19 protein-coding genes are annotated in these 20,334 nt (G+C 55.7%); 8 read left to right on the top strand and 11 right to left on the bottom strand.

Annotation, left to right across the window (positions count from 1 at the left end):
• Positions 1-11 precede the first annotated feature (11 nt).
• From ABGB15_RS21195 to yihU, 6 genes are read right to left on the bottom strand one after another with little or no spacing between them, the layout of a single operon-like run.
• Complete coding sequence (locus ABGB15_RS21195) at positions 12-1,436, bottom strand: MFS transporter (protein ID WP_215723778.1); 1,425 nt, start codon at positions 1,434-1,436, stop codon at positions 12-14.
• A 43-nt stretch (positions 1,437-1,479) separates the two neighbouring features.
• Positions 1,480-2,862 (bottom strand): MFS transporter, encoded by a 1,383-nt coding sequence (locus tag ABGB15_RS21190; protein WP_152082860.1) that lies wholly within the window; start codon positions 2,860-2,862, stop codon positions 1,480-1,482.
• Between the two features lie 45 nt (positions 2,863-2,907).
• Complete coding sequence (locus ABGB15_RS21185; RefSeq protein WP_215723777.1) at positions 2,908-4,932, bottom strand: alpha-glucosidase; 2,025 nt, start codon at positions 4,930-4,932, stop codon at positions 2,908-2,910.
• Between the two features lie 16 nt (positions 4,933-4,948).
• Positions 4,949-6,190, bottom strand: coding sequence for a sulfoquinovose isomerase (yihS, locus tag ABGB15_RS21180; RefSeq protein WP_215723776.1), 1,242 nt, complete (start codon positions 6,188-6,190; stop codon positions 4,949-4,951).
• Between the two features lie 14 nt (positions 6,191-6,204).
• The gene (yihT, locus tag ABGB15_RS21175; protein WP_215723775.1) at positions 6,205-7,080 is read right to left on the bottom strand and encodes a sulfofructosephosphate aldolase; all 876 of its coding nucleotides are present in this window, start codon (positions 7,078-7,080) and stop codon (positions 6,205-6,207) included.
• A gap of 17 nt (positions 7,081-7,097) precedes the next feature.
• The gene (yihU, locus tag ABGB15_RS21170; RefSeq protein ID WP_215723774.1) at positions 7,098-7,988 is read right to left on the bottom strand and encodes a sulfolactaldehyde 3-reductase; all 891 of its coding nucleotides are present in this window, start codon (positions 7,986-7,988) and stop codon (positions 7,098-7,100) included.
• 155 nt (positions 7,989-8,143) lie between these two features.
• Between yihU and ABGB15_RS21165 the strand changes: the two genes are divergently transcribed.
• The 6 genes from ABGB15_RS21165 to fabY all read left to right on the top strand — a co-directional run bounded on the left by ABGB15_RS21165 (position 8,144) and on the right by fabY (position 12,889).
• The gene (locus ABGB15_RS21165; protein WP_215723773.1) at positions 8,144-9,040 is read left to right on the top strand and encodes a sugar kinase; all 897 of its coding nucleotides are present in this window, start codon (positions 8,144-8,146) and stop codon (positions 9,038-9,040) included.
• A 34-nt stretch (positions 9,041-9,074) separates the two neighbouring features.
• Positions 9,075-9,875: a DeoR/GlpR family DNA-binding transcription regulator gene (locus ABGB15_RS21160; RefSeq protein WP_215723772.1), complete on the top strand. Its 801-nt coding sequence runs from the start codon at positions 9,075-9,077 to the stop codon at positions 9,873-9,875.
• Between the two features lie 119 nt (positions 9,876-9,994).
• Positions 9,995-10,594, top strand: coding sequence for a glucose-1-phosphatase (yihX, locus tag ABGB15_RS21155; RefSeq protein WP_215723771.1), 600 nt, complete (start codon positions 9,995-9,997; stop codon positions 10,592-10,594).
• Complete coding sequence (locus tag ABGB15_RS21150) at positions 10,588-11,469, top strand: virulence factor BrkB family protein (protein WP_152082868.1); 882 nt, start codon at positions 10,588-10,590, stop codon at positions 11,467-11,469. The genes yihX and ABGB15_RS21150 overlap by 7 nt, the downstream gene beginning before the upstream one ends.
• Positions 11,466-11,903 (top strand): D-aminoacyl-tRNA deacylase, encoded by a 438-nt coding sequence (dtd, locus tag ABGB15_RS21145; RefSeq protein WP_008501836.1) that lies wholly within the window; start codon positions 11,466-11,468, stop codon positions 11,901-11,903. The genes ABGB15_RS21150 and dtd overlap by 4 nt, the downstream gene beginning before the upstream one ends.
• 44 nt (positions 11,904-11,947) lie before the next feature.
• Positions 11,948-12,889: a fatty acid biosynthesis protein FabY gene (gene fabY / locus ABGB15_RS21140; protein ID WP_167515542.1), complete on the top strand. Its 942-nt coding sequence runs from the start codon at positions 11,948-11,950 to the stop codon at positions 12,887-12,889.
• Between the two features lie 11 nt (positions 12,890-12,900).
• Here the strand turns inward: fabY and ABGB15_RS21135 are convergent, their stop codons facing one another.
• Positions 12,901-13,818: an alpha/beta hydrolase gene (locus ABGB15_RS21135; protein WP_215723770.1), complete on the bottom strand. Its 918-nt coding sequence runs from the start codon at positions 13,816-13,818 to the stop codon at positions 12,901-12,903.
• Positions 13,819-14,020: 202 nt separating this feature from the next.
• Here ABGB15_RS21135 and ABGB15_RS21130 point away from each other — a divergent pair, with 202 nt between their 5' ends.
• Both ABGB15_RS21130 and ABGB15_RS21125 read left to right on the top strand, forming a co-directional pair.
• Entirely contained in the window at positions 14,021-14,263 is a 243-nt protein-coding gene (locus ABGB15_RS21130) for a ribbon-helix-helix protein, CopG family (RefSeq protein WP_215723769.1), read from the top strand.
• A 2-nt stretch (positions 14,264-14,265) separates the two neighbouring features.
• Positions 14,266-14,637: a type II toxin-antitoxin system VapC family toxin gene (locus ABGB15_RS21125; protein WP_152082872.1), complete on the top strand. Its 372-nt coding sequence runs from the start codon at positions 14,266-14,268 to the stop codon at positions 14,635-14,637.
• A gap of 39 nt (positions 14,638-14,676) precedes the next feature.
• Here the strand turns inward: ABGB15_RS21125 and fdhE are convergent, their stop codons facing one another.
• The 4 genes from fdhE to fdnG are packed head-to-tail and all read right to left on the bottom strand — an operon-like array spanning position 14,677 to position 20,200.
• Entirely contained in the window at positions 14,677-15,606 is a 930-nt protein-coding gene (gene fdhE, locus ABGB15_RS21120) for a formate dehydrogenase accessory protein FdhE (protein ID WP_152082873.1), read from the bottom strand.
• Positions 15,603-16,238: a formate dehydrogenase cytochrome b556 subunit gene (fdoI, locus tag ABGB15_RS21115; RefSeq protein ID WP_008501832.1), complete on the bottom strand. Its 636-nt coding sequence runs from the start codon at positions 16,236-16,238 to the stop codon at positions 15,603-15,605. Before fdoI ends, fdhE begins: the two co-directional genes overlap by 4 nt.
• Positions 16,235-17,137, bottom strand: a complete 903-nt coding sequence (gene fdxH / locus ABGB15_RS21110; protein ID WP_014833793.1) for a formate dehydrogenase subunit beta — start codon at positions 17,135-17,137, stop codon at positions 16,235-16,237. Before fdxH ends, fdoI begins: the two co-directional genes overlap by 4 nt.
• Before the next feature lie 12 nt (positions 17,138-17,149).
• Entirely contained in the window at positions 17,150-20,200 is a 3,051-nt protein-coding gene (gene fdnG / locus ABGB15_RS21105) for a formate dehydrogenase-N subunit alpha (RefSeq protein ID WP_152082875.1), read from the bottom strand.
• Positions 20,201-20,334 lie beyond the last annotated feature (134 nt).

Raw genomic sequence — 20,334 nt, 5'->3', positions numbered from 1 at the left:
CGGATTTATTGTTATAAAGTGACTGCTGACGCTTTATTGTTGGTGGTCATCTCAGGGGTATTCGCGGTTTGTTTTTTCCGTTTTCCAATCTCCTCGATAATAAAGGCGAAGCGTGCTTCGTTGAGTTTATAAAACAGTCCCATCGTGATGGCGGCGATAATCGCCAGGCCGCACGGCCAGAGGAAAATAAGCTGACGCAACCCAAGCAGCGTGCCCGCGCTCTGCACGGCATGGGGAACGTAGCCAATCTGGGTCAGCATAATGCCCGGCAAAAAACCGGCGAGGGCGGCGGAGATTTTGCGCGAGAAGGTGTAGCCGGTATACACCGACCCTTCGGCGCGAATGCCGGTTTTCCACTCGCCGTAATCAACGGTATCCGGCACCAGCGCCCAGTTCAGGCTGTTCACAAACGCCGTACCGAAGAAGGCCATACAGGAAAAGAGCACGAACAGCAGGGAGCTGGTCCCCCAGAGGAAGTTCAGCACGTCGCCCACGGCCCACAGCGTCAGCCCGCCGAGATAAACGGGCTTCTTGCCGAAACGCTTGACCGCGCCGGGCACCAGAAACACGCCAATCAGAATGCAGCCCATGCTGAAAAATCCCATCCACGACAGCAAATGCAGATCGTTCAGCACGTACTGGGTGTAATAGACCTGAATTGCCAGTTTGATATTGAACGCGGCGAGGGTACACAGGTTGGCAATGCACAGCACCAGCAGCGGCGGGTTGCGAAAGATGGCGCAAAAGGATTTCAGAATGCCGGGCTTATGGTGATCGGGCGTGATCTCCACATAACGCTCTTTCACGCCGCTGTAGCACCACCACATACAAAAAAGCCCGCAAGTGACAAACACCAGCGCGGCCACCAGATAGCCGAGGGACGGCTGGCTGACGAACAGCGCCTGGATGGGCATAAAGCCGACGGTACAAAGCAACAGCCCGACCGTTGCGCCCCCCTGACGCCACGCCGCAAGCTGCGCGCGCTCGTTCGGGTTTTTGGTGATGGCTGGTACCATCGCGCCGTAGGCGCAGTTCATCAGGCTATAACACAGGCCAAACATCATAAACAGTACGGTGGCGAGCGCCGTTTTCACCGTCAGGCTAAAGTCGTTGGCCATAAACTGCGCCGTGGCGACCAGCGCCACCGGCACAGAGGCGTATAAAATAAATGGTCTGAATTTCCCTTTTGCGCCAATGTTGCGCCGGGAGTCCAGCAGCACACCGGTCAGCATGTCGGTCAACGCGGTAAAAAACTTCGCCACCAGGAAAATAATGCCGCCATAGAACGCGGGCATGCCCAGTTCGTCAGTGTAAAATTTCAGAAGATACAGCGTGCCGATACACAACATCAGGTTAGAGCCAAAATCGCCCATGCCGTAGGCGCACTTCTCGCGCAGGCTCAACTTCAGGGTTAACGGATCAGTATTGTGTGTCATGGTCGATCCTCACAGCGCCCCGCAGGGCGCTCTATCACGTCATTTATGCCGTACGTTTGCGCAATTCAATTTCTTCCACAATGCGCACATACATCTTCTCGTTGAGGTTGTAGAAGCAGCCCATCGCCACGATGGTGATGACCGCCAGCAGGCATGGGTAGATGAAAATCAGCTGCCGCAGCCCTTCAACCGTTCCGGCGGATTGCACCACGTTGGGTACATAGCCGATTTGCGTCAGCATCATGCCGGGGAAGAAACCGGCCAGCGCCTGTGACACCTTACGGAAGAAGGTAAAGCCGGTATAAACCGTCCCCTCAGAGCGCACGCCGGTGCGCCATTCGCCGTATTCCACGGTATCGGAGACCAGCGCCCAGTTCAGGCTGTTCACAAACGCGGAGCCAAAGAACGCCAGGCAGGAGAACGCCACGAAACTCACCGAGCCGCCGCCAAAGAAATAGTTGAGCAGATCGCCTGCCACCCAAATCATTAGCCCGCTGATATAGACCTTCTTCTTACCGAAGCGCCGCACCGCGCCGGGCATCATAAAGACGCCGATAAAAATGCAGCCCATGCTGAAAAATCCCATATACGACAGCAAAATCGGATCGTTCAGTACGTACTGTGTGTAGTAGACCTGGATGGCGAGTTTGACGTTAAAGGCACCGAGCGTACACAGGTTAGCGATGCACAGGATAAACAGCGGGCGGTTACCGGCGATAGCGCGAAACGACTGCAATAACCCCGGTTTTTGCGCCGAACTGGCAGGGTGCGTCTCGACGTAACGCTCGGTCACGCCTTTGTAGCACCACCACATAAAGAACAGGCCGAACAGCGAGAAGAGGGTCGCGGCAAAGATATAGCCAAGCTGGTCATTGCCCTCTATCAGGTTCATCACTGGTACAAAACCAACGGTACAGAGCAGCAGGCCAAGCGTGGCCCCTCCCTGACGCCAGGCGGCCAGCGACGCGCGTTCGTCCGGGTTTTTGGTAATCGCGGGCACCATTGCGCCGTAGGAGCAGTTCATCATGCTGAAGAACAGGCCGTACAGCATGAACAGCACTGTCGCCATCACCGTTTTACCCGTTACCTCAAACGGCGTACCGACGAAGTTGGCGATTGCCAGCAGCGTGACCGGAAATGCTGCATACAGCACGAACGGGCGGAACTTCCCTTTAGGCCCAATCTTGCGCCGGGAGTCGAGCATGATCCCGGTGCCCATATCGGTAAAGGCAGTAAAGAACTTGGCAATCAAAAAGATAATACCGCCATACGTGCCTGGTAAGCCCAGCACGTCGGTATAGAATTTCAGCAGATACAGCGTACCGATATCCAGCAGGATGTTAGAGCCGAGATCGCCCATCCCGTAGGCGAGTTTTTCTTTAAACGGCAGGCGCAGGGTCGCCGGATCAGAAGTATGTTGACTCATTATTATTCTCCGACTGCCCGCAGATTTCCCTGCGGGCAAGCCTTATCAGATATGACGTAAAGTGCCAAACAGGTCTGCCCATTCGCTTTGCTGGCGATAAAAGACCGGTGGTTTGCCGAGTGGAGCGGCAATGGTCACTTCACCGCCCTGGTACGCTTCACCCGTCCAGGCATTGACCCAGTTGTCCTGCGGCAGATACAACGTCCAGTCGCGGCGTCCCTCTTCATGAACAGGCGCGACCAGCAGGTCACGGCCAAACAGATACTGGTATTTCAGCGTGTAGGTGCGCGCGTTGTCTTCATAGTGCAGGAACAGCGGGCGCATCACCGGCAGGCCGCTTTTCGCGTTCTGCGCGACGGCGGCTTTGATATACGGCTTCAGGGTGGTAAAGACGGTGGTCATGCGCGCGAAGTGCGCGATGGTTTCGGCATCGCCGTCGAACTGCCAGTTATCGCCAGGACGGTTCCCTTCATGGGTGCGCATCATCGGTGTAAAGGCGCTGAAATCGCACCAGCGCAGCAGCAGCTCCTTGCTGCGTTTCATCTCGAACAGGGTGGTATAGCCACCAATGTCGCTGTGGTGCAGGCCGTGTCCGGTCATCGCCAGAGACAGCGCCGCAGGCACCACCGACGCCAGGCCGTCGTCCAGGCTCCAGTCAACGTTCTGATCTCCCGCCCACATCATCACCGAGTGCTTCTGGCTGCCGGTATAGCCCGCGCGCATAAAGAACAGGATCTCCCCGAGCTTGCCGGTCTCTTCCAGCGCCTCGTAGTTACATTTCGCCCACAGGGCAGGCCAGGCGTTATGCATGATCTCCGCGCTGACGCCGTTGTGCAGGAAGGTATCGGTCGGCAGATATTCCCCGAAATCGGCCATCCAGCCGCCGCATCCCAGCGCGATCAGGTTCTTTTTAATGACCTCTTTGTACCAGTCCCAGGCTTCCGGATTGGTCAGGTCGATAACGCCCGCGTAGAACTCGCCGAATTCGACGTGGTAGTCCTTGCCGTCGGCGTCTTTGGTCAAATAGCCGCGCTTTGACGCCTCTTCGCAGAGATCTTTATCGCTGGCGACGTAGGGGTTGATATAGGAGAGGAACTGCACGCCTTCCTCTTTCCACTGCGCAATTCGCTCGTCAAGCTGCGGATAAAGCTCGCTGTTCCACTTCCAGTTCCACATCACGCGTTTGCCGAAGGAGGTCATGCGGATGCCGGACCAATCCTGCGCCCAGATGCCGTTCACCTTCACGCCAGCGTTGCGCATGGTATCCAGCTTTTGCTGGCACACGTCGGTGCCGCCCTGAATACCCAACGTCACGCCGTTGTACACCCAGTCCGGCAGTTCGGGTTGACGCCCCAGCAGGCCGGTCAGTTTTTCCAGCAGATCGACATACGTTTCTGCACATTCGAAGCGCAGCGTGGCGTTATTTTCCCAGAACGCCAGTTCGTGGAAGTCCGGCGCGCTGAAGTCGAAATTCATGTAGCAGCTGTTATCGACGTGGCAATAATATTTCTGCGTACTCACGAAGGTAGGTTGCGGGAAGAAGGTCCAGTAGTAGTCGCCGCCCGCATTCTCTTTGCAGTCGGCCTGCCAGGTCACATAAGTCTGCTTATTACGGCCCACGCCCTGTTCGCTGGTCCACAGCGGGAACGGCTTGCCGCGCAAGTCAAAATACGAGAATTGCTCGCCGCACCCGTAAATGTGATCGTCAGGCTGAGCCGCCAGCCGTAACCAGATGCGGTTATGGCTGGTGGCGTCGTTATTGAGCTTCAGCTCCAGCCGGCCTTCGACATCGACACCTACCAGCAGCGTGGCACTCACCGCGTCGCCACGAGTAAAACGGATCGCCCAGCCCGTGTTTTGCTGCGTGACGGTGGCATCCGTCAGCGCAATCTTTTCGTTGAGTTTGTCCTTGATGCTGAAATTACCGCGAAACATCTCGATATCGGCCTCACCTGCGCCGATCCACAGGCAAGGAGACTCAACCGAGTGTGAAAGAATCAGACGGTCCTGCCAGTGCAGGGTGAAACCACTTTCGTTATTTTTCAGGTTAATATTGTGTAGGGTACGCATAAGATCTCCGTCTTTATTATTTGGCCTGGCTGTCCAGTAAACCGGCGGCTACGGCAGGGGCTAACCCTGGTGCCAGCGGTAAGCGCGGGATCACCAGGCAGTGCAGGAGGTGATAAATATCCTGCTTGCCGTCCCAGACTTTGGTGGTCACTTCGTTGTTGGTGTCCAGCTCCTGCCACCAGGAGCCGTTCTCGTAGTCCATCAGGTACTTGATGCAGTAATCCCACCATTTCTGGTACCAGGCTTCGTACTGCGCCTCGCCGGTGACGGTGTAAAGCGCATACGCCGTGCCCATCGCCTCGACGATTGGCCAGCGCACGCGTTCGCGCACGATAGGCTTGCCGTCCCAGCCAACGGAGTAGACAAAACCATCGGCTCCGTCGGGTGCCCAGGCATCGCGGATGGTGGCGTGGAACAACCCTTTTGCATCTTCAAGCAGCCACTCCGGCGGCGTTTCAAAGCGGGCTTCCAGCGCGGCGCGCAGGTGCAGCATCAGGCGGCCCCACTCAATCCAGTGCCCCGGCGTGCCGCCGTAGGCACGGAAACGGTGAGCGGGGTTATCAATGTTGTAATCGCGGATCGGGTTCCAGTTGGTATCGAAATGCTCGTTAACGCGATACTCCCCTTTGCGGGCCACGTCGTGAATAATCACCGAGGCGATGCGCAGGGCGCGGTCGAGCCATTTCCGGTCGTGCGTCACGTCATAGACGATCAGGAAGGCTTCCACGGCGTGCATATTGGCGTTACCGCCGCGGTAATCTTCGGTTTTGCTGAAGGCTTCATCCCAGGATTCCAGGCACATTTGCTCCTGTTCGCTCCAGAAGTAGCGCTCAATCACTTCGATGGCGTCGTCCAGCAGCTGGCGCGCCTCGGGGTGGCCGGTGGTGACGGCACTCGCCGCGCCCAGCAGGACGAAGAAGTGTTGATATCCCTGCTTGGAAGCGTCGATCACGCCTTCGTCATTAACACAGGCGTACCAGCCGCCGTGCTGTTTGTCGCGCAGCGGGCCATTCAGGGCATTAATGCCATGTTCCACCAGCGCATACGCACCGGGACGCCCCATGTTCGCCGCCACCGCATAAACGTGCAGCATACGGGCGGTGATCCACAGATGCGTACCCATATCGCTGCGAACCTGTCCGTTATTGCCCAGCCAGCCAAAGCCGGTCGGTACGGCGGCGTTTTTACCGAAATCGAGAATGCGATCGGTCTCTTGTTCGAGCCAGCGGTTATGGCTCAGGGTGTTAAACCATTTCATGTTCGGGTCCTTTCTTAGCGGCGAGCCATCATTTCGTCGACGATCTCACCCAGACGCTGCAGTTTCGGTACGGAAATGTCGCGGAGCATCAGCTCTGTGTCTGGCAACCCAATCACGGATGACCAGACGGCGCGTCCGGCTAAAAAGCCTGATGCCCCCGCCTGCATCGCCACGCTCACGGCGCGCGGGAATAACTTATCGTCCACGCCGGACGAGAGGATCACCCACGGCATGGCGATGTTCTCGTTCAGCTTCTGCGAGGCGGCGAGCAGCTCCAGCTGTGTGCCTTTGCCGAACAGCGGCATCTCCACTTTGTAGAGATCGGCTCCGCTGTCCCCCAGCTCTTTGGCGGCGTCTATAATGGCCTGTTCGCGGTTAAACGCGGCTCCGCGACGTGGCGGGCGCACCACCGGCTCAATAATGCTGAGCAGCCCGTTGTCATGGCACAGCTGATTAAACGTCTTCACCATCTCCAGACGCTGCTGCGGATCTTCATCGCTACGCCACAGCACCAGCAGCTTCAACGCCTTGCCGCCATCGCGTTTGACCGCCTGAGCATCAACGTTTTTATCAATCACCACGCTGTCGACGGGAATACCGTTCCCCGGTATAAATTCGTCTGCCGCCACAATCATCGCGCAGCTTTTGGCGACGGCCTGCTGCTCCACAATCTGGCGATAGCAAAACTGCTGATCGACGAGGATCGCAGAGGCATACGGCGACAGGATTTTGGCCGCGTTGACCTTAAAATCCGTGAGATGCCGATCGGTAACTGGCACCGGTGCGCCTGCCGCCGCAAACATCAGGCGCATTGCTTCGCGCTGGTCAACGGCCAGCATTGCAAAACCACCGGAAGGTCGGGTGATATCTTTCAGGGTGTACATCGTCATTCCTCAGTCCTTTCGTATCAGTGTGTTTTTTTCAGCCCGGCGGATGCGCGAACATGTTCAAGAATGGCTGTCCAGTCTTCGCGCCCGCGCCCGGCGGCGCGCGCCTGGTTATAAATTTCGCGGGAGGCAGCGCCCAGCGGCATCGGCACGTGGAGTTGGTTCGCCACATCCAGTGCAATGCCCAGATCTTTATGCGCAAGGTCGATCATAAAGGCGGGTGAAAGATCGCCTTTCAGCACCTTGTTCGGCCATGATGTAGTGAAGTGGCCTTTGCCCGCAGGCGTACCGCTCATCACTTTCAGCGCCACATCGAAGGAGAGGCCGAGCGCTTCACATAGCACGGCCGCCTCCGCAGAAAGCGCATTCAGGGCAATGCTCATGTAGTTGTTGATAAGTTTCACGCGGATGCCCATGCCCGGCCCACCGGCGTTAATAAGTTCATTGCCCATTGCCATTAACACGGGCGTGGCGCGCTCAACCTGCTGCGCCGTGCCACCAGCCAGAAGGAGTAACGTTCCAGCGATGGCATGGTCCGATGTGCGCCCGACGGGCACATCCATCAGGCTGAACCCCTTTTCTGCCATTTCACGAATTAACGCATCGGTCTGCAGCGGATGAATGGTGGACATATCAATCACCAGTGCGTCGCGGGATAACCCCTCGCAAACGCCGTGCTCGTCGAACAGTACGCTGCGTACCAGGTCACCGTTTGGCAGCATGGTGATCACGAATTCGGCATCCATTGCTGCCTGTGCAGGTGTAGCTGCAGCTTGTGAGCCGCTCTCCACCAGCGCCTGGACCGCCTGAGGGTTCACATCGAAGACGTGAAGCTGATGGCCCTGTTTCAACAGATTCTTCGCCATTGGCGCGCCCATCTGACCTAAACCGATAAATGCGATTGCTGACATGCTTCTCTCCTGTCACATCGTGTCAATTTTTGCGCGTTTGTGTTGTCTGTTTTTGATCGTATTTGTAATTTATAGTCAAAAAATTGACACGGGTCACTTTTTAAACATTTGGTGAAATTAAAATGAAGGCATCAGAAAACGCAGAAGGAATCACCATGACTCGCATCGTTTGTGTCGGTATTACCGTGCTGGATCGCATCTGGTATCTCGATGATTTACCGAAAGAAGGTGGAAAATATGTCGCAAAAAACTATACGGAAGTGGGCGGTGGCCCGGCGGCAACTGCGGCGGTGGCGGCAGCGAAACTGGGGGCTTCAGTGGATTTTATTGGCCGGGTGGGGGATGACGATACCGGCAGAAGACTTCTCGCGGAGCTGGAGTCCCTGGGGGTAAACACCCGCTATACGCGCGTATTTAAAGGTGCCCGCTCGTCACAATCTGCGGTGCTGGTGGACGCAAGCGGGGAGCGCGTCATTGCGAACTACCCGAGCCCCGATCTCCCTGCTGCGGCAGGCTGGCTGCATGAAATCGACTTCTCGCAATGGGATATTGTGTTAGCCGATGTGCGCTGGCACGACGGGGCAAAACAGGCGTTTACCCTTGCCCGCCAGCAGGGTGTGCAGACCTTACTTGATGCAGATATTACCCCGCAGGATATTGGTGAACTTATTGCCTTAAGCGATCATGCGGCCTTTTCCGCCCCAGGTTTGCGTCGTCTCACTCAAGGGGATGATACAAAAGACGCACTGAAAAAAGCACAAACGCTCACAAATGGACACGTCTATGTCACGCAGGGCCGTGAAGGGTGCTTCTGGCTTGAGAATGGCGAACTTTGCCATCAGCCTGGCTATGCGGTGGAAGTCGTTGATACTACAGGGGCAGGCGATGTTTTCCACGGTGCGCTCGCGGTCAGCCTGGCGCAGCAGGCACCTGCAGCAGACGCCGTGCGTTTTGCCAGCGCCGTCGCAGCACTAAAATGTACGAAGCCCGGCGGGCGTGCGGGTATACCCGACTGTGATCAAACCCGCTCTTTTTTGTCACTTTTTGTATAAAATGCGGGGCGTGATGGTATTCAGAGGACAGCCCATGAGCCTTACCGAACTAACCGGCAACCCGCGACACGATCAACTGCTTACACTGATTGCTGAGCGTGGCTATATGAATATTGATGAACTGGCGCAACTGCTGGATGTCTCGACGCAAACGGTGCGCCGGGATATCCGTAAGCTGAGCGAACAGGGGCTGATAACGCGTCATCATGGCGGTGCGGGCAGGGCATCCAGCGTGGTCAACACGGCTTTTGAGCAGCGTGAAGTATCACTGACGGAAGAAAAACGGGCGATAGCCGAAGCCATTGCTGATTATATTCCTGATGGTTCAACGATTTTTATCACCATCGGAACCACCGTAGAGCATGTTGCAAGGGCGTTGCTTAACCATAATCATTTGCGCATCATCACCAACAGTCTGCGGGTGGCGCACATTCTATATAAGAATCCGCGCTTTGAAGTGATGGTGCCCGGCGGTACGCTGCGTCCGCATAATGGCGGTATTATTGGGCCAGCGGCGACGGCATTCGTCTCCGGCTTCCGGGCCGATTACCTGGTGACCAGCGTTGGGGCGATAGAGCACGACGGCGCGATGATGGAATTTGACGTTAATGAAGCCAGCGTGGTGAAAACCATGATGGCCCACTCGCGGCACATTTTACTGGCGGCCGATCATACGAAATATCACGCGTCTGCTGCCGTTGAAATTGGTAACGTGGCGCAGGCGACGGCACTGTTTACCGATGAACTTCCCGGCTCTGCGCTGCTAAACCATCTTAAATTCAGCAAGGTTGAAGTCGTTGAAGTGAATTCGACCGACGAACAGCAGGCTGTCTGACCCTTCTCACGGCCCGACATTCTGTCCGGGCCATTCCTTTCTCTAAGCTGAATCTGACGCATAGCCAAACCTTATCTTTCCCGCTACAGTTACTTTTCCACGGCGAAAAGGAGATAAACATGCTTTATATCTTTGACTTAGGAAATGTAATCGTCGATATCGATTTTAATCGGGTGCTGGGCGCATGGAGCGACTTTAGCCGTGTCCCGCTGGCGACGTTAAAGCAGAGTTTCACCATGGGGGAGACCTTCCATCAGCATGAACGGGGTGAAATCAGCGACGAAGAATTCGCAGAACGCCTCTGCCATGAAATGGATCTGCCGTTAAGCTACGAGCAGTTTTCTCATGGCTGGCAGGCGGTATTTGTCGCGATCCGCCCTGAAGTTACCGACATCATGCAAAAACTGCGTGAGCAAGGTCACAGTGTGGTGGTGCTGTCCAATACCAACCGTCTGCACACCACCTTCTGGCCGGATGAATACCCTGAAATAAAGGCGGCGGCCGATAAAATTTATCTCTCGCAGGAGATGGGTATGCGCAAGCCAGAGGCTCGCATTTATCAGGCGGTTCTGCAGGCGGAAGGATTCTCTGCGGCCGATGCGGTCTTTTTTGATGACAACGCCGATAATATAGAAGGAGCTAACCAGTTGGGTATCACGTCAATTCGGGTGACCGGAAAAGAGACGATACCGAACTATTTTGCGAAGCAGTTATGCTAAAAAACGTTCATCAAAAAGCCACTCACCATACGCGTCCGCTCAGGGCGTGGCTGAAACTGCTCTGGCATCGCATTGATGAGGACAACATGACGACACTGGCGGGGAATCTCGCCTATGTCTCGCTCCTTTCGCTGGTGCCGCTGGTGGCCGTTATCTTTGCTCTTTTTTCCGCGTTTCCGATGTTTGCGGATGTCAGCCTGCAGCTCCGTCACTTCGTTTTTGCGAACTTCATTCCCGCCACCGGCGACGTCATACAGAACTACATTGAGCAGTTTGTTGCTAACTCCAGCAAGATGACGGCGGTAGGGGCATGCGGTCTTATCGTCACCGCGCTGCTGCTGATGTACTCCATCGACAGTGCGCTCAATACCATCTGGCGAAGCAAAAAAGTTCGTCCCAAAGTCTACTCCTTTGCCGTCTACTGGATGATTTTAACGCTCGGTCCGCTGCTGGCGGGGGCGAGCCTGGCTATCAGCTCATATCTTCTTTCTCTGCGCTGGGCGAGTGACTTAAACAGCGTCATTGATAACGTTCTGCGTATCTTCCCGCTGATTTTATCGTGGCTCTCGTTCTGGCTACTTTACAGCGTGGTGCCGACCACGCGCGTGCCCAACCGTGATGCCGTCGTTGGTGCGCTGGTGGCGGCACTCCTCTTTGAGCTGGGTAAAAAAGGCTTTGCCCTTTACATCACCATGTTCCCGTCGTATCAGCTGATTTACGGCGTGCTGGCGGTGATCCCCATTTTGTTTGTCTGGGTTTACTGGACCTGGTGTATCGTCTTGCTTGGTGCCGAAATAACTGTCACTCTCGGCGTATACCGCGAACTTAAAAAAGCAGCAGAAGCTGAAAAACAACAAGAAGCAGACCAACCATGATTGCATTGATACAGCGCGTAACCCGTGCCAGCGTCACCGTGGAGGGAGAGGTGACGGGTGAAATTGGCCCAGGACTTTTGGTGTTGTTAGGTGTCGAAAAGGATGACGACGAACAGAAAGCCAACCGCTTGTGTGAACGCGTGCTGGGCTACCGTATCTTCAGCGATGCAGAAGGCAAGATGAACCTGAACGTTCAACAGGCGGGCGGCAGCGTGCTGGTGGTCTCCCAGTTTACGCTGGCAGCCGACACCGAGCGCGGCATGCGACCGAGTTTTTCTAAAGGTGCCGCGCCCGATCGCGCGGAAGCACTTTATGAGTATTTTGTTGAGCGTTGTCGCCAACAGGAAATGAATACGCAAACCGGACGATTCGCTGCAGATATGCAGGTTTCGCTGGTGAACGATGGCCCCGTCACATTCTGGCTCCAGGTATGAGCCAACTGGCGGCGCGGCCGCGGGTAACAAGAGAGAGTACAGCTATGTATCACCTTCGAGTACCGCAAACGGAAGAAGAGTTAGAGGCTTATTACCAGTTCCGCTGGGAAATGCTGCGCAAGCCGTTACATCAACCGAAAGGATCTGAACGCGACGCCTGGGACGCGATGGCGCATCACCAGATGGTGGTGGATGAAGAGGGCAATCTCGTTGCCGTCGGGCGTCTGTATATCAATGCCGATAATGAAGCCTCTATTCGCTTTATGGCGGTTCACCCTTCCGTGCAGGACAAAGGACTGGGTACGCTGATGGCGATGACCCTGGAATCCGTCGCCCGTCAGGAAGGCGTAAAGCGCGTCACCTGTAGCGCACGTGAAGATGCGGTAGAGTTCTTCTCTAAACTCGGTTTTGTTAATCAGGGTGAAATTACTGCGCCATTAACCACGCCGATTCGTCACTTTTTGATGATTAAACCCATCGCCACGCTGGATGACATTTTGCATCGCGCCGACTGGTGCGGTCAGCTGCAACAGGCGTGGTATGAGCATATTCCGCTCAGTGAAAAGATGGGCGTGCGTATTCAGCAGTACACCGGGCAAAAATTCATCACGACCATGCCGGAAGTCGGCAACCAGAATCCCCATCACACCCTGTTTGCCGGTAGTCTCTTCTCGCTGGCGACGCTCACCGGCTGGGGGTTGATCTGGCTAATGCTGCGCGAGCGCCATCTGGGTGGCACCATCATTCTGGCCGATGCCCACATTCGCTATAGTGCTCCGATCAGCGGAAAGCCGAGCGCCGTGGCCGATCTCGGTGCACTGGGTGGCGATCTCGACCGTCTGGCGCGAGGCCGCAAAGCCCGCGTGCAGATGCAGGTTGAGCTGTTCGGCGATGAAACGCCTGGCGCGGTGTTTGAAGGAACCTATATTGTTCTCCCGGCGAAGCCGTATGGCGCGTATGAAGAGGGCGGGAACGAGGAGGAGTAATCTCCCTCGTTTTATCGTCGGGCGGCACCGAGCCGCCAGGCGATATCCTGCATTACGTCCCTCGCTGACTGACTTACACCGCCAAGCTGAAAGAAGCCATGTATGACACCCAGCCAACGTTGAGCCGTACAGTTCACCCCCTGCTCTGACAGATACTGATATAACACCTCACCTTCATCGCATAGCGGATCATATTCAGCGGTAACAATGTGTACAGGCGGAAGGCCGTTAAAATCATCCCGCCACAGCGGGCTGGCTTCAGGATGTTGGCGATTGGTGCCTGCGAGATACATTTCATACCCGCTGAGCAGGGTATCGTGGGTGATAATGTAATCCGTGCCGTTGAGAGTGTAACTTTCAAAACTGGCCGTAGCGTCGAGCATAGGGTAGATAAGAATCAGCTGTGCCGGTTGCCAGATACCTTTCGCTTTGAGCCGCAGCGATGTCACCAGTGCCAGATGTGCGCCTGCGCTGTCTCCGCAGAGAGTGATCCGGTTTTTATCCACTCCCAATTTAGCTGCAAATTGCCAGACCAGCTCCGCGCCTCTCTCTGCATCGTCATGCGCGGCAGGGAAGATGTGCTCAGGTGCCAGCCTGTATTGAACGGCTATTACCCTGCAGTTACTGTAAAACGCCAGTTGACGGAGCTGATTATCATGAGTATCAAAGCCGCCACTGATGAAGCATCCACCGTGATAATAGACCGTTGCAGGTAACGTTTCTGGGGCATTGAGGGGAGAAAATACCCGAATGGTCATGTCCTCGAGAACACGCGTTTCAACGTGGACGCGAGTTTCTGTCTCCCCGGCAAGTTCTGTGCTGGCTACATATCCGGCTCTCCGGTCATCAATACTTTGCTTTCGCGAGGAAGGTCGTCCTGCAGCAATAAAATCCTGTACCAGCTTATCAATACCCTTTTCCAGTGCCATGATTATTACGTCCTTTTGCTGTATGCATATACAGGTTTATAACCTGGTTTAGAGCAGATGAAAACAGAGAAATTTGAGGGAATGAAAGTTATGGAAAACGGCTCGCAAAATTTATTACTGCCGTTTAAATACACTTTAACCCTGAATTAATCAGGGGTATGGTGCGTGGAAAGTAACCATTTCTGATATACTAAGGTGATATATGAGTCTTTTGGCGAAACTTGATATGGGCAGAATACTGATTGATTTGTCAGATGACGTAATTCAACGGCTTGATCATCTTAAGCAGCTGCGGAACCAGCCGCGCGCCGAATTGCTTCGGGAAGCAATTGAACAATATCTCGACCAGCAAAGTTCGTCGGTTATCCGCGATGCGCTTGGCCTGTGGGGAAACCAGCAGGAAGATGGGCTTGAGTATGAACGTAAGCTGCGTGAGGAGTGGTAATCATGGAACACATGGCGGTGTTTGATACCAATATTCTCATCGATCTCTTTAACAATCGTGTTGAAGCTGCGGATACGATTGATTGCACCGCTTCGCATCGGGCCATTAGCCTAATCACATGGATGGAAGTCATGGTAGGTGCGCGCAGACATGGTCATGAAGCGAAAACGGCGGCCGTAATGGGCGCTTTTGAGATTATTGACGTTTCAAGGGATATTGCTGAAAGAAGCGTCTTGCTCCGCGAGAGACACGGGATGAAACTGCCCGATGCCATTATTCTGGCTACTGCTCAGAGCAGAAATTGCCCGCTAATTTCGCGCAACACAAAAGACTTTGCCGGAATCGCAGGGGTCGTCTCTCCCTACCAACTGTAGGCCGGGCAAACTTACGCCGCCCGGCACTGTCACAGGACACTACTCCCCTTCACCAGGGAACAGGAACGGATTGATAGAGCTACGGGCAAAGCCCTCTTGCTCCATTTTGGCATCGAGAATCAGCGAGGCGAGATCGTCAGCCACGGCGTCGACTTTCGGATCTTTTTCCTGATACAGAATCTTCAGGTATGTACCACAGTCGCCGCAGCTTTCAGCTTTCACCGCTGCGTCTTCATTTTCCAGCGACCAGTAGTTGAGATCGCGAGTCTGCTCGCAGTTGCTGCACTTCACGCGCACCACGTGCCACTCGGTTTCACACAGGTTGCAGTGCAGGTAGCGCAGCCCTTGCGTGGTACCAATCTGTACGATGCTGGAAACCGGCATTGAGCCGCACACCGGGCAGAACTGGCGTGCTTCGCCGTATTCGGCGCGGGCTTTTCCTGGGATCAGGCTTGCCATTTGCGCCCAGTAGAGCGACAGTGCCGCCCAGATAAACGGCGCTTTATCGCTGCTGACCTGCGAGAAATCGGAGGCGAACAGCGCGCTCGCCATCTCTTCCAGCTCCTGATCGGAGGCTTTTTCCAGATTCTCAATGACCGCCAGCGCTGTGCCGCTCATTTCCGGCTTCAGCTCGGCAATCAGTGAATGCAGCAGCGTGTGCCAGTGCTTATCACGCGGCAGCACGTGAATATCCAGCGGTGGCTTGCCCTGGGCATTGGCTTCTTTGATGCGCGCGGTCAGGTCCATTTGCAGCGGGTGGTCGTACAGCACCACTTCCTGCGCATGGGCAACCAGCGCGGCAAAGCGTAGAAAATCGCCCAGCGGGTTATTCTCTGCCAGCTCGCGCAGACGCTCTGCGCGGCGGTTGTAGAGGTTCTTGAGTCTGGGGAATAACAACGGCGGAATATATTCCGCCGTGCGTTTCTCGCTCGAACCCAGCTCATCTTGCGGGATTATGCGAATACTCATTCAGATGACTTTTCCTGTTTCTGGCGGACTTCACGGTACCAGCGCGGGTGATGTTTCTTCGCCCATGTACTGGTTACCCATCCTTCCACCATCGCGGTAATGGTGCCTTTCACCCAGAGGGCGGCGTAAATATGCACCATGATAACCACAATTAACGCCACTGCGGCAAATGAATGCAGCATCAGCGCAAATCGGATCACCGGGATTGAGAAAGCAGGCGCAAAATACGGACGCCAGATGATCACGCCGCTCACCAGCAACAGGACCAGGAAGATAATCGCCGCCCAGAATACGCATTTCTGGCCGAAGTTATAACGCCCGGTATCACCCACTTCCTCGTTGACGACGATCTTACGAATATTCTTCGCCCAAAAGATATCATCCCGATTGATTAGGTTATGGTGCCAGTATCGGAAAAACATGATGATGAACGACGCGAACATGATGACGCCAACAAACGGGTGCAGTATACGCGCCAGCTGTGGTGTCCCCATGATCTGCATCAGCCAGTTGAAGGACGGGAAGAAGAATCCCAGCCCGCTTATCGCCGCCAGCATGAAGCAGAAGGCGGTGACCCAGTGGTTGATGCGTTCCGGCGCGGTGTAGCGCACGATGGTGTCACGTTTTCTCATTTGCGCACCTCGTCTTTCTCTTCATGCAGGTTGTCGTCTTCCTCTTCCGCGCGGTTCGGACCGACGCCGACGTAGTGGAAGATGCTTGCTGCGAAGGTGGCAGCAAAACCAACCGCTGCCAGCGGTTTCCAGATGCCTTTCCAGAACTTCACGGTGGCGCTGATTTCCGGGTTCTCCGGCAGGCCGTGATACAGATTCGGCTTGTCGGCGTGGTGCAGCACGTACATCACGTGCGTACCGCCAACTCCGGCCGGATCGTACAGGCCTGCGTTGTCGTAACCACGGGTTTTCAGCTCGCCCACGCGCTCTGCCGCCAGCGTTTTCATATCCTCTTTAGAGCCAAAGTGGATAGCGCCGGTTGGGCAGGTCTTCACGCATGCAGGCTCCTGGCCGACGTTTACACGGTCAACGCACAGCGTACATTTGTAGACGCGGTTGTCTTCCGGGTTCAGTCGCGGCACGTCGAACGGACAGCCCGCGATGCAGTAACCGCAGCCAATGCACTGTTCGGACTGGAAGTCGACGATGCCGTTGGCATACTGAATGATAGCCCCTTCTGACGGACACGCCTTCAGGCAGCCTGGGTCCGCGCAGTGCATACAGCCGTCTTTGCGGATAAGCCATTCCAGTTTGTCGTTCTGCTCCACTTCCGAGAAACGCATCACCGTCCAGGATTTGGCGGTCAGGTCGGCGGGGTTGTCGTACACCCCGACGTTGTGACCTACTTCGTCGCGGAGGTCGTTCCACTCTGAACAGGCCACCTGACAGGCCTTACAGCCGATGCAGGTGGTCACGTCGATGAGCTTCGCCACTTCCTGCTGGTGATCCCGCGCCTGAGGTGCGGGCGTGAAACCGTTAGTCGCGGAACGACGGATAATGTCTTGAGATTGATAAGCCATAAGTCGTCTCCGTTACACCTTTTCCACGTTCACGAGGAAGGCCTTAAACTCCGGCGTCTGCGTATTCGCATCACCGACGAACGGCGTCAGGGTGTTCGCAATGAACCCTTTCTTCGCCACGCCCTCGTAACCCCAGTGGATCGGAATACCGATGGTATCCACCTGCTGACCGTGAACGTTCAGCGTGCGAATACGCTTGGTCACCACCGCCTTGGCTTTAATGTAGCCACGGTTAGAGGAGACCTTCACGGTATCGCCATGGGCGATGCCGAGTTTATTCGCCAGCTTCTCGCCGATCTCCACAAACTGCTCCGGCTGCGCGATGGCGTTAAGCAGCGCGTGCTTGGTCCAGTAGTGGAAGTGCTCGGTCAGACGGTAAGTGGTGCCCACGTACGGGAACTTGTCCTTTTTGCCCAGCGCATCAAAATCGCCCTTAAAGATACGGGCTGCCGGGTTAGAGACCACGTTCGGGTGCAGCGGGTTGGTGCCCAGCGGCGTCTCAAACGGCTCGTAGTGTTCCGGGAACGGACCTTCCGCCATCTTATCGATAGCAAACAGGCGTCCCATCCCTTCAGGCTGCATGATAAACGGCCCGACATCGCTGCCTGGTGCGGCAGTGCTGTAGTCCGGAATATCCACGCCGCCCCATTTCGCGCCGTCCCATTTCAGCAACTGACGTTTCGGGTCCCACGGGTTGCCCTGCGGGTCAGCAGACGCACGGTTATAGAGGATGCGACGGTTCAGCGGCCATGCCCATGCCCAGCCGAGCGTATTGCCGAGACCTGACGGATCGGCATTATCGCGGTTGGCCATCTGGTTGCCTTTCGGCGTCCAGCTACCGGCAAAGATCCAGCAGCCGCTGGAAGTCGTACCGTCATCACGCAGGTGTGCGAAGGTACTGAGCTGATCGCCTTTCTTCGCCAGAACAGCACCGGTAGCCGGGTCGATAACGTCCGCCAGTGCCTTACCGTTGCTCTCCATCGCCACTTCTTCCGGAGATGGGTTTTCCGGCGTCGAGTAGTTCCAGGTCATGTTCAGCACCGGTTCCGGGGTCGCGCCGCCTTCTGCCGCGTACATCTTACGCAGGCGTAAGAAGATACCGGACAGGATCTCGCCGTCGTTCATAGCGATACCTGGTGCGTCTGCGCCTTTCCAGTGCCACTGCAGCCAGCGGCCGGAGTTAACGATAGAACCGTTCTCTTCCGCGAAGCAGGTGGACGGCAGGCGGAATACTTCGGTCTGAATCTTCGATGGATCGACGTCGTTCGACTCACCGTGGTTCTGCCAGAAAGTTGAGGTCTCGGTGTTGAGCGGGTCAATCGTCACCAGGAACTTCAGTTTTGACAGCGATTCAACAACCTTGTTCTTGTTCGGGAACGAGGCAACCGGGTTAAAGCCCTGGCAGATATAGCCGTTGACCTGGCCCTGGTGCATCATCTCGAAGTACTGCAGAACGTCGTAACCTTTGTCCCACTTCGGCAGCCAGTCAAAGCCCCAGCTGTTTTCCGCCGTCGCTTTGTCACCGTAGAACGCTTTCATCAGCGAGACGAAGAACTTCGGATAGTTGCCCCAGTAGTTCACCTGGCCTTCAAGCAGCGGTTTTGGCGTGCTGGCCGTCAGGTAGGTTTGCAGGTCTGGTTGTTTCTCGCTTGGCAGGTTCATATAACCCGTCAGGCTCTGAGACAGCAGGCCGAGGTCGGTCAGACCCTGAATGTTGGAGTGGCCGCGCAGGGCGTTCACGCCGCCGCCTGCCATCCCCATGTTGCCGAGCAGCAGCTGAACCATCGCCATGGTACGGATGTTCTGCGCGCCGATGGAGTGCTGCGTCCAGCCGAGTGCATACAGGAACGACGCGGTTTTGTCTTTCGCGCTGGTTTCGGCGATCAGCTCGCAGACTTTCAGGAAGTCCGCCTTCGGCGTACCACAGATGTTTTCCACAACCTCCGGCGTGTAGCGGGAAACGTGCTCTTTCAGCAGGTTCCACACGCAGCGCGGGTGTTGCAGAGTGGTGTCGCGCTTCGCAAAGCCTTTCTCATCCAGCTCGTAGTTCCAGCTGGTTTTGTCGTACTTGCGTTTTTCGGCGTCGTAACCGCTGAACAGGCCATCTTCGAAGTGGTAATCCTCACGCACGATCAGGCTGGCGTTGGTATAGGCTTCGGTGTATTCGCGGTTATATTTTTCGTTGGTCATCAGGTACAGCAATACGCCTGACAGGAAAGTGATGTCAGTACCTGAACGAATAGGGGTGTAGAAATCCGCCACCGACGCAGTACGCGTAAAGCGGGGATCGATCACAATCAGTTTCGCACCGTTGTGGATTTTGGCTTCCATCGCCCAGCGGAACCCGACAGGGTGCGCTTCAGCGGCGTTACCGCCCATCACCACAATAAGGTTGGCGTTTTTGATGTCGACCCAGTGGTTGGTCATCGCACCGCGACCAAATGTTGGAGCAAGACTTGCTACCGTTGGTCCGTGTCAGACACGCGCCTGGTTGTCGACCGCGAGCATACCGAGTGCGCGCGTGAATTTCTGGGTTAAATAGCCGGTTTCGTTACTGGAGGCTGAGGCACACAGCATCCCGGTGGAGAGCCAGCGGTTGACCGTCACGCCTTCGGCGTTCTTCGCAATAAAGTTGGCATCGCGGTCTTCTTTAATCAGTTTAGCGATGCGGTCAAACGCTTCTTCCCAGCTGATTTGCTGCCATTTGTCGGAGCCTGGCGCGCGGTATTCCGGGAATTTCAGGCGGCTTTCGGAGTGGATAAAGTCCACCAGACCGGCCCCTTTAGGACACAGGGCACCACGGTTGACCGGATGATCCGGGTCGCCTTCGATGTGGAAAATAGACGCTTTGGCGTTTTTTGCACCGTCGCCGAGGCTATACATCAACAGCCCGCAACCGACAGAGCAGTACGTACAGGTATTACGGGTTTCGCGGGTGCGCAGCAGTTTGTACTGCCGCGTTTCCGCCAGCGCTACGCCGGGCGCAAAGCCCAGTGCCGCCGCCGTGGTGCCTGCCATACCGCCAGCGCAGATCTTAAAGAACTGCCTTCTGCTGACCTGCATGGGTCACTCCTTGTTTCGACATTGCTTTCATATGTAGTTTTAGCTTCACGGTTATTATTTAACCGCAAAGGTGAGAATTTGCATTAATCCCTCATTTCCCCGAGGGATATCATCAGAATACCACAATGTCGGTA

It is taken from the genome of Enterobacter sp. MALB-1 (assembly GCF_041021625.1).
Taxonomy (GTDB): domain Bacteria; phylum Pseudomonadota; class Gammaproteobacteria; order Enterobacterales; family Enterobacteriaceae; genus Enterobacter; species Enterobacter oligotrophicus.
This window is presented reverse-complemented; position numbering and strand designations above follow the sequence as displayed.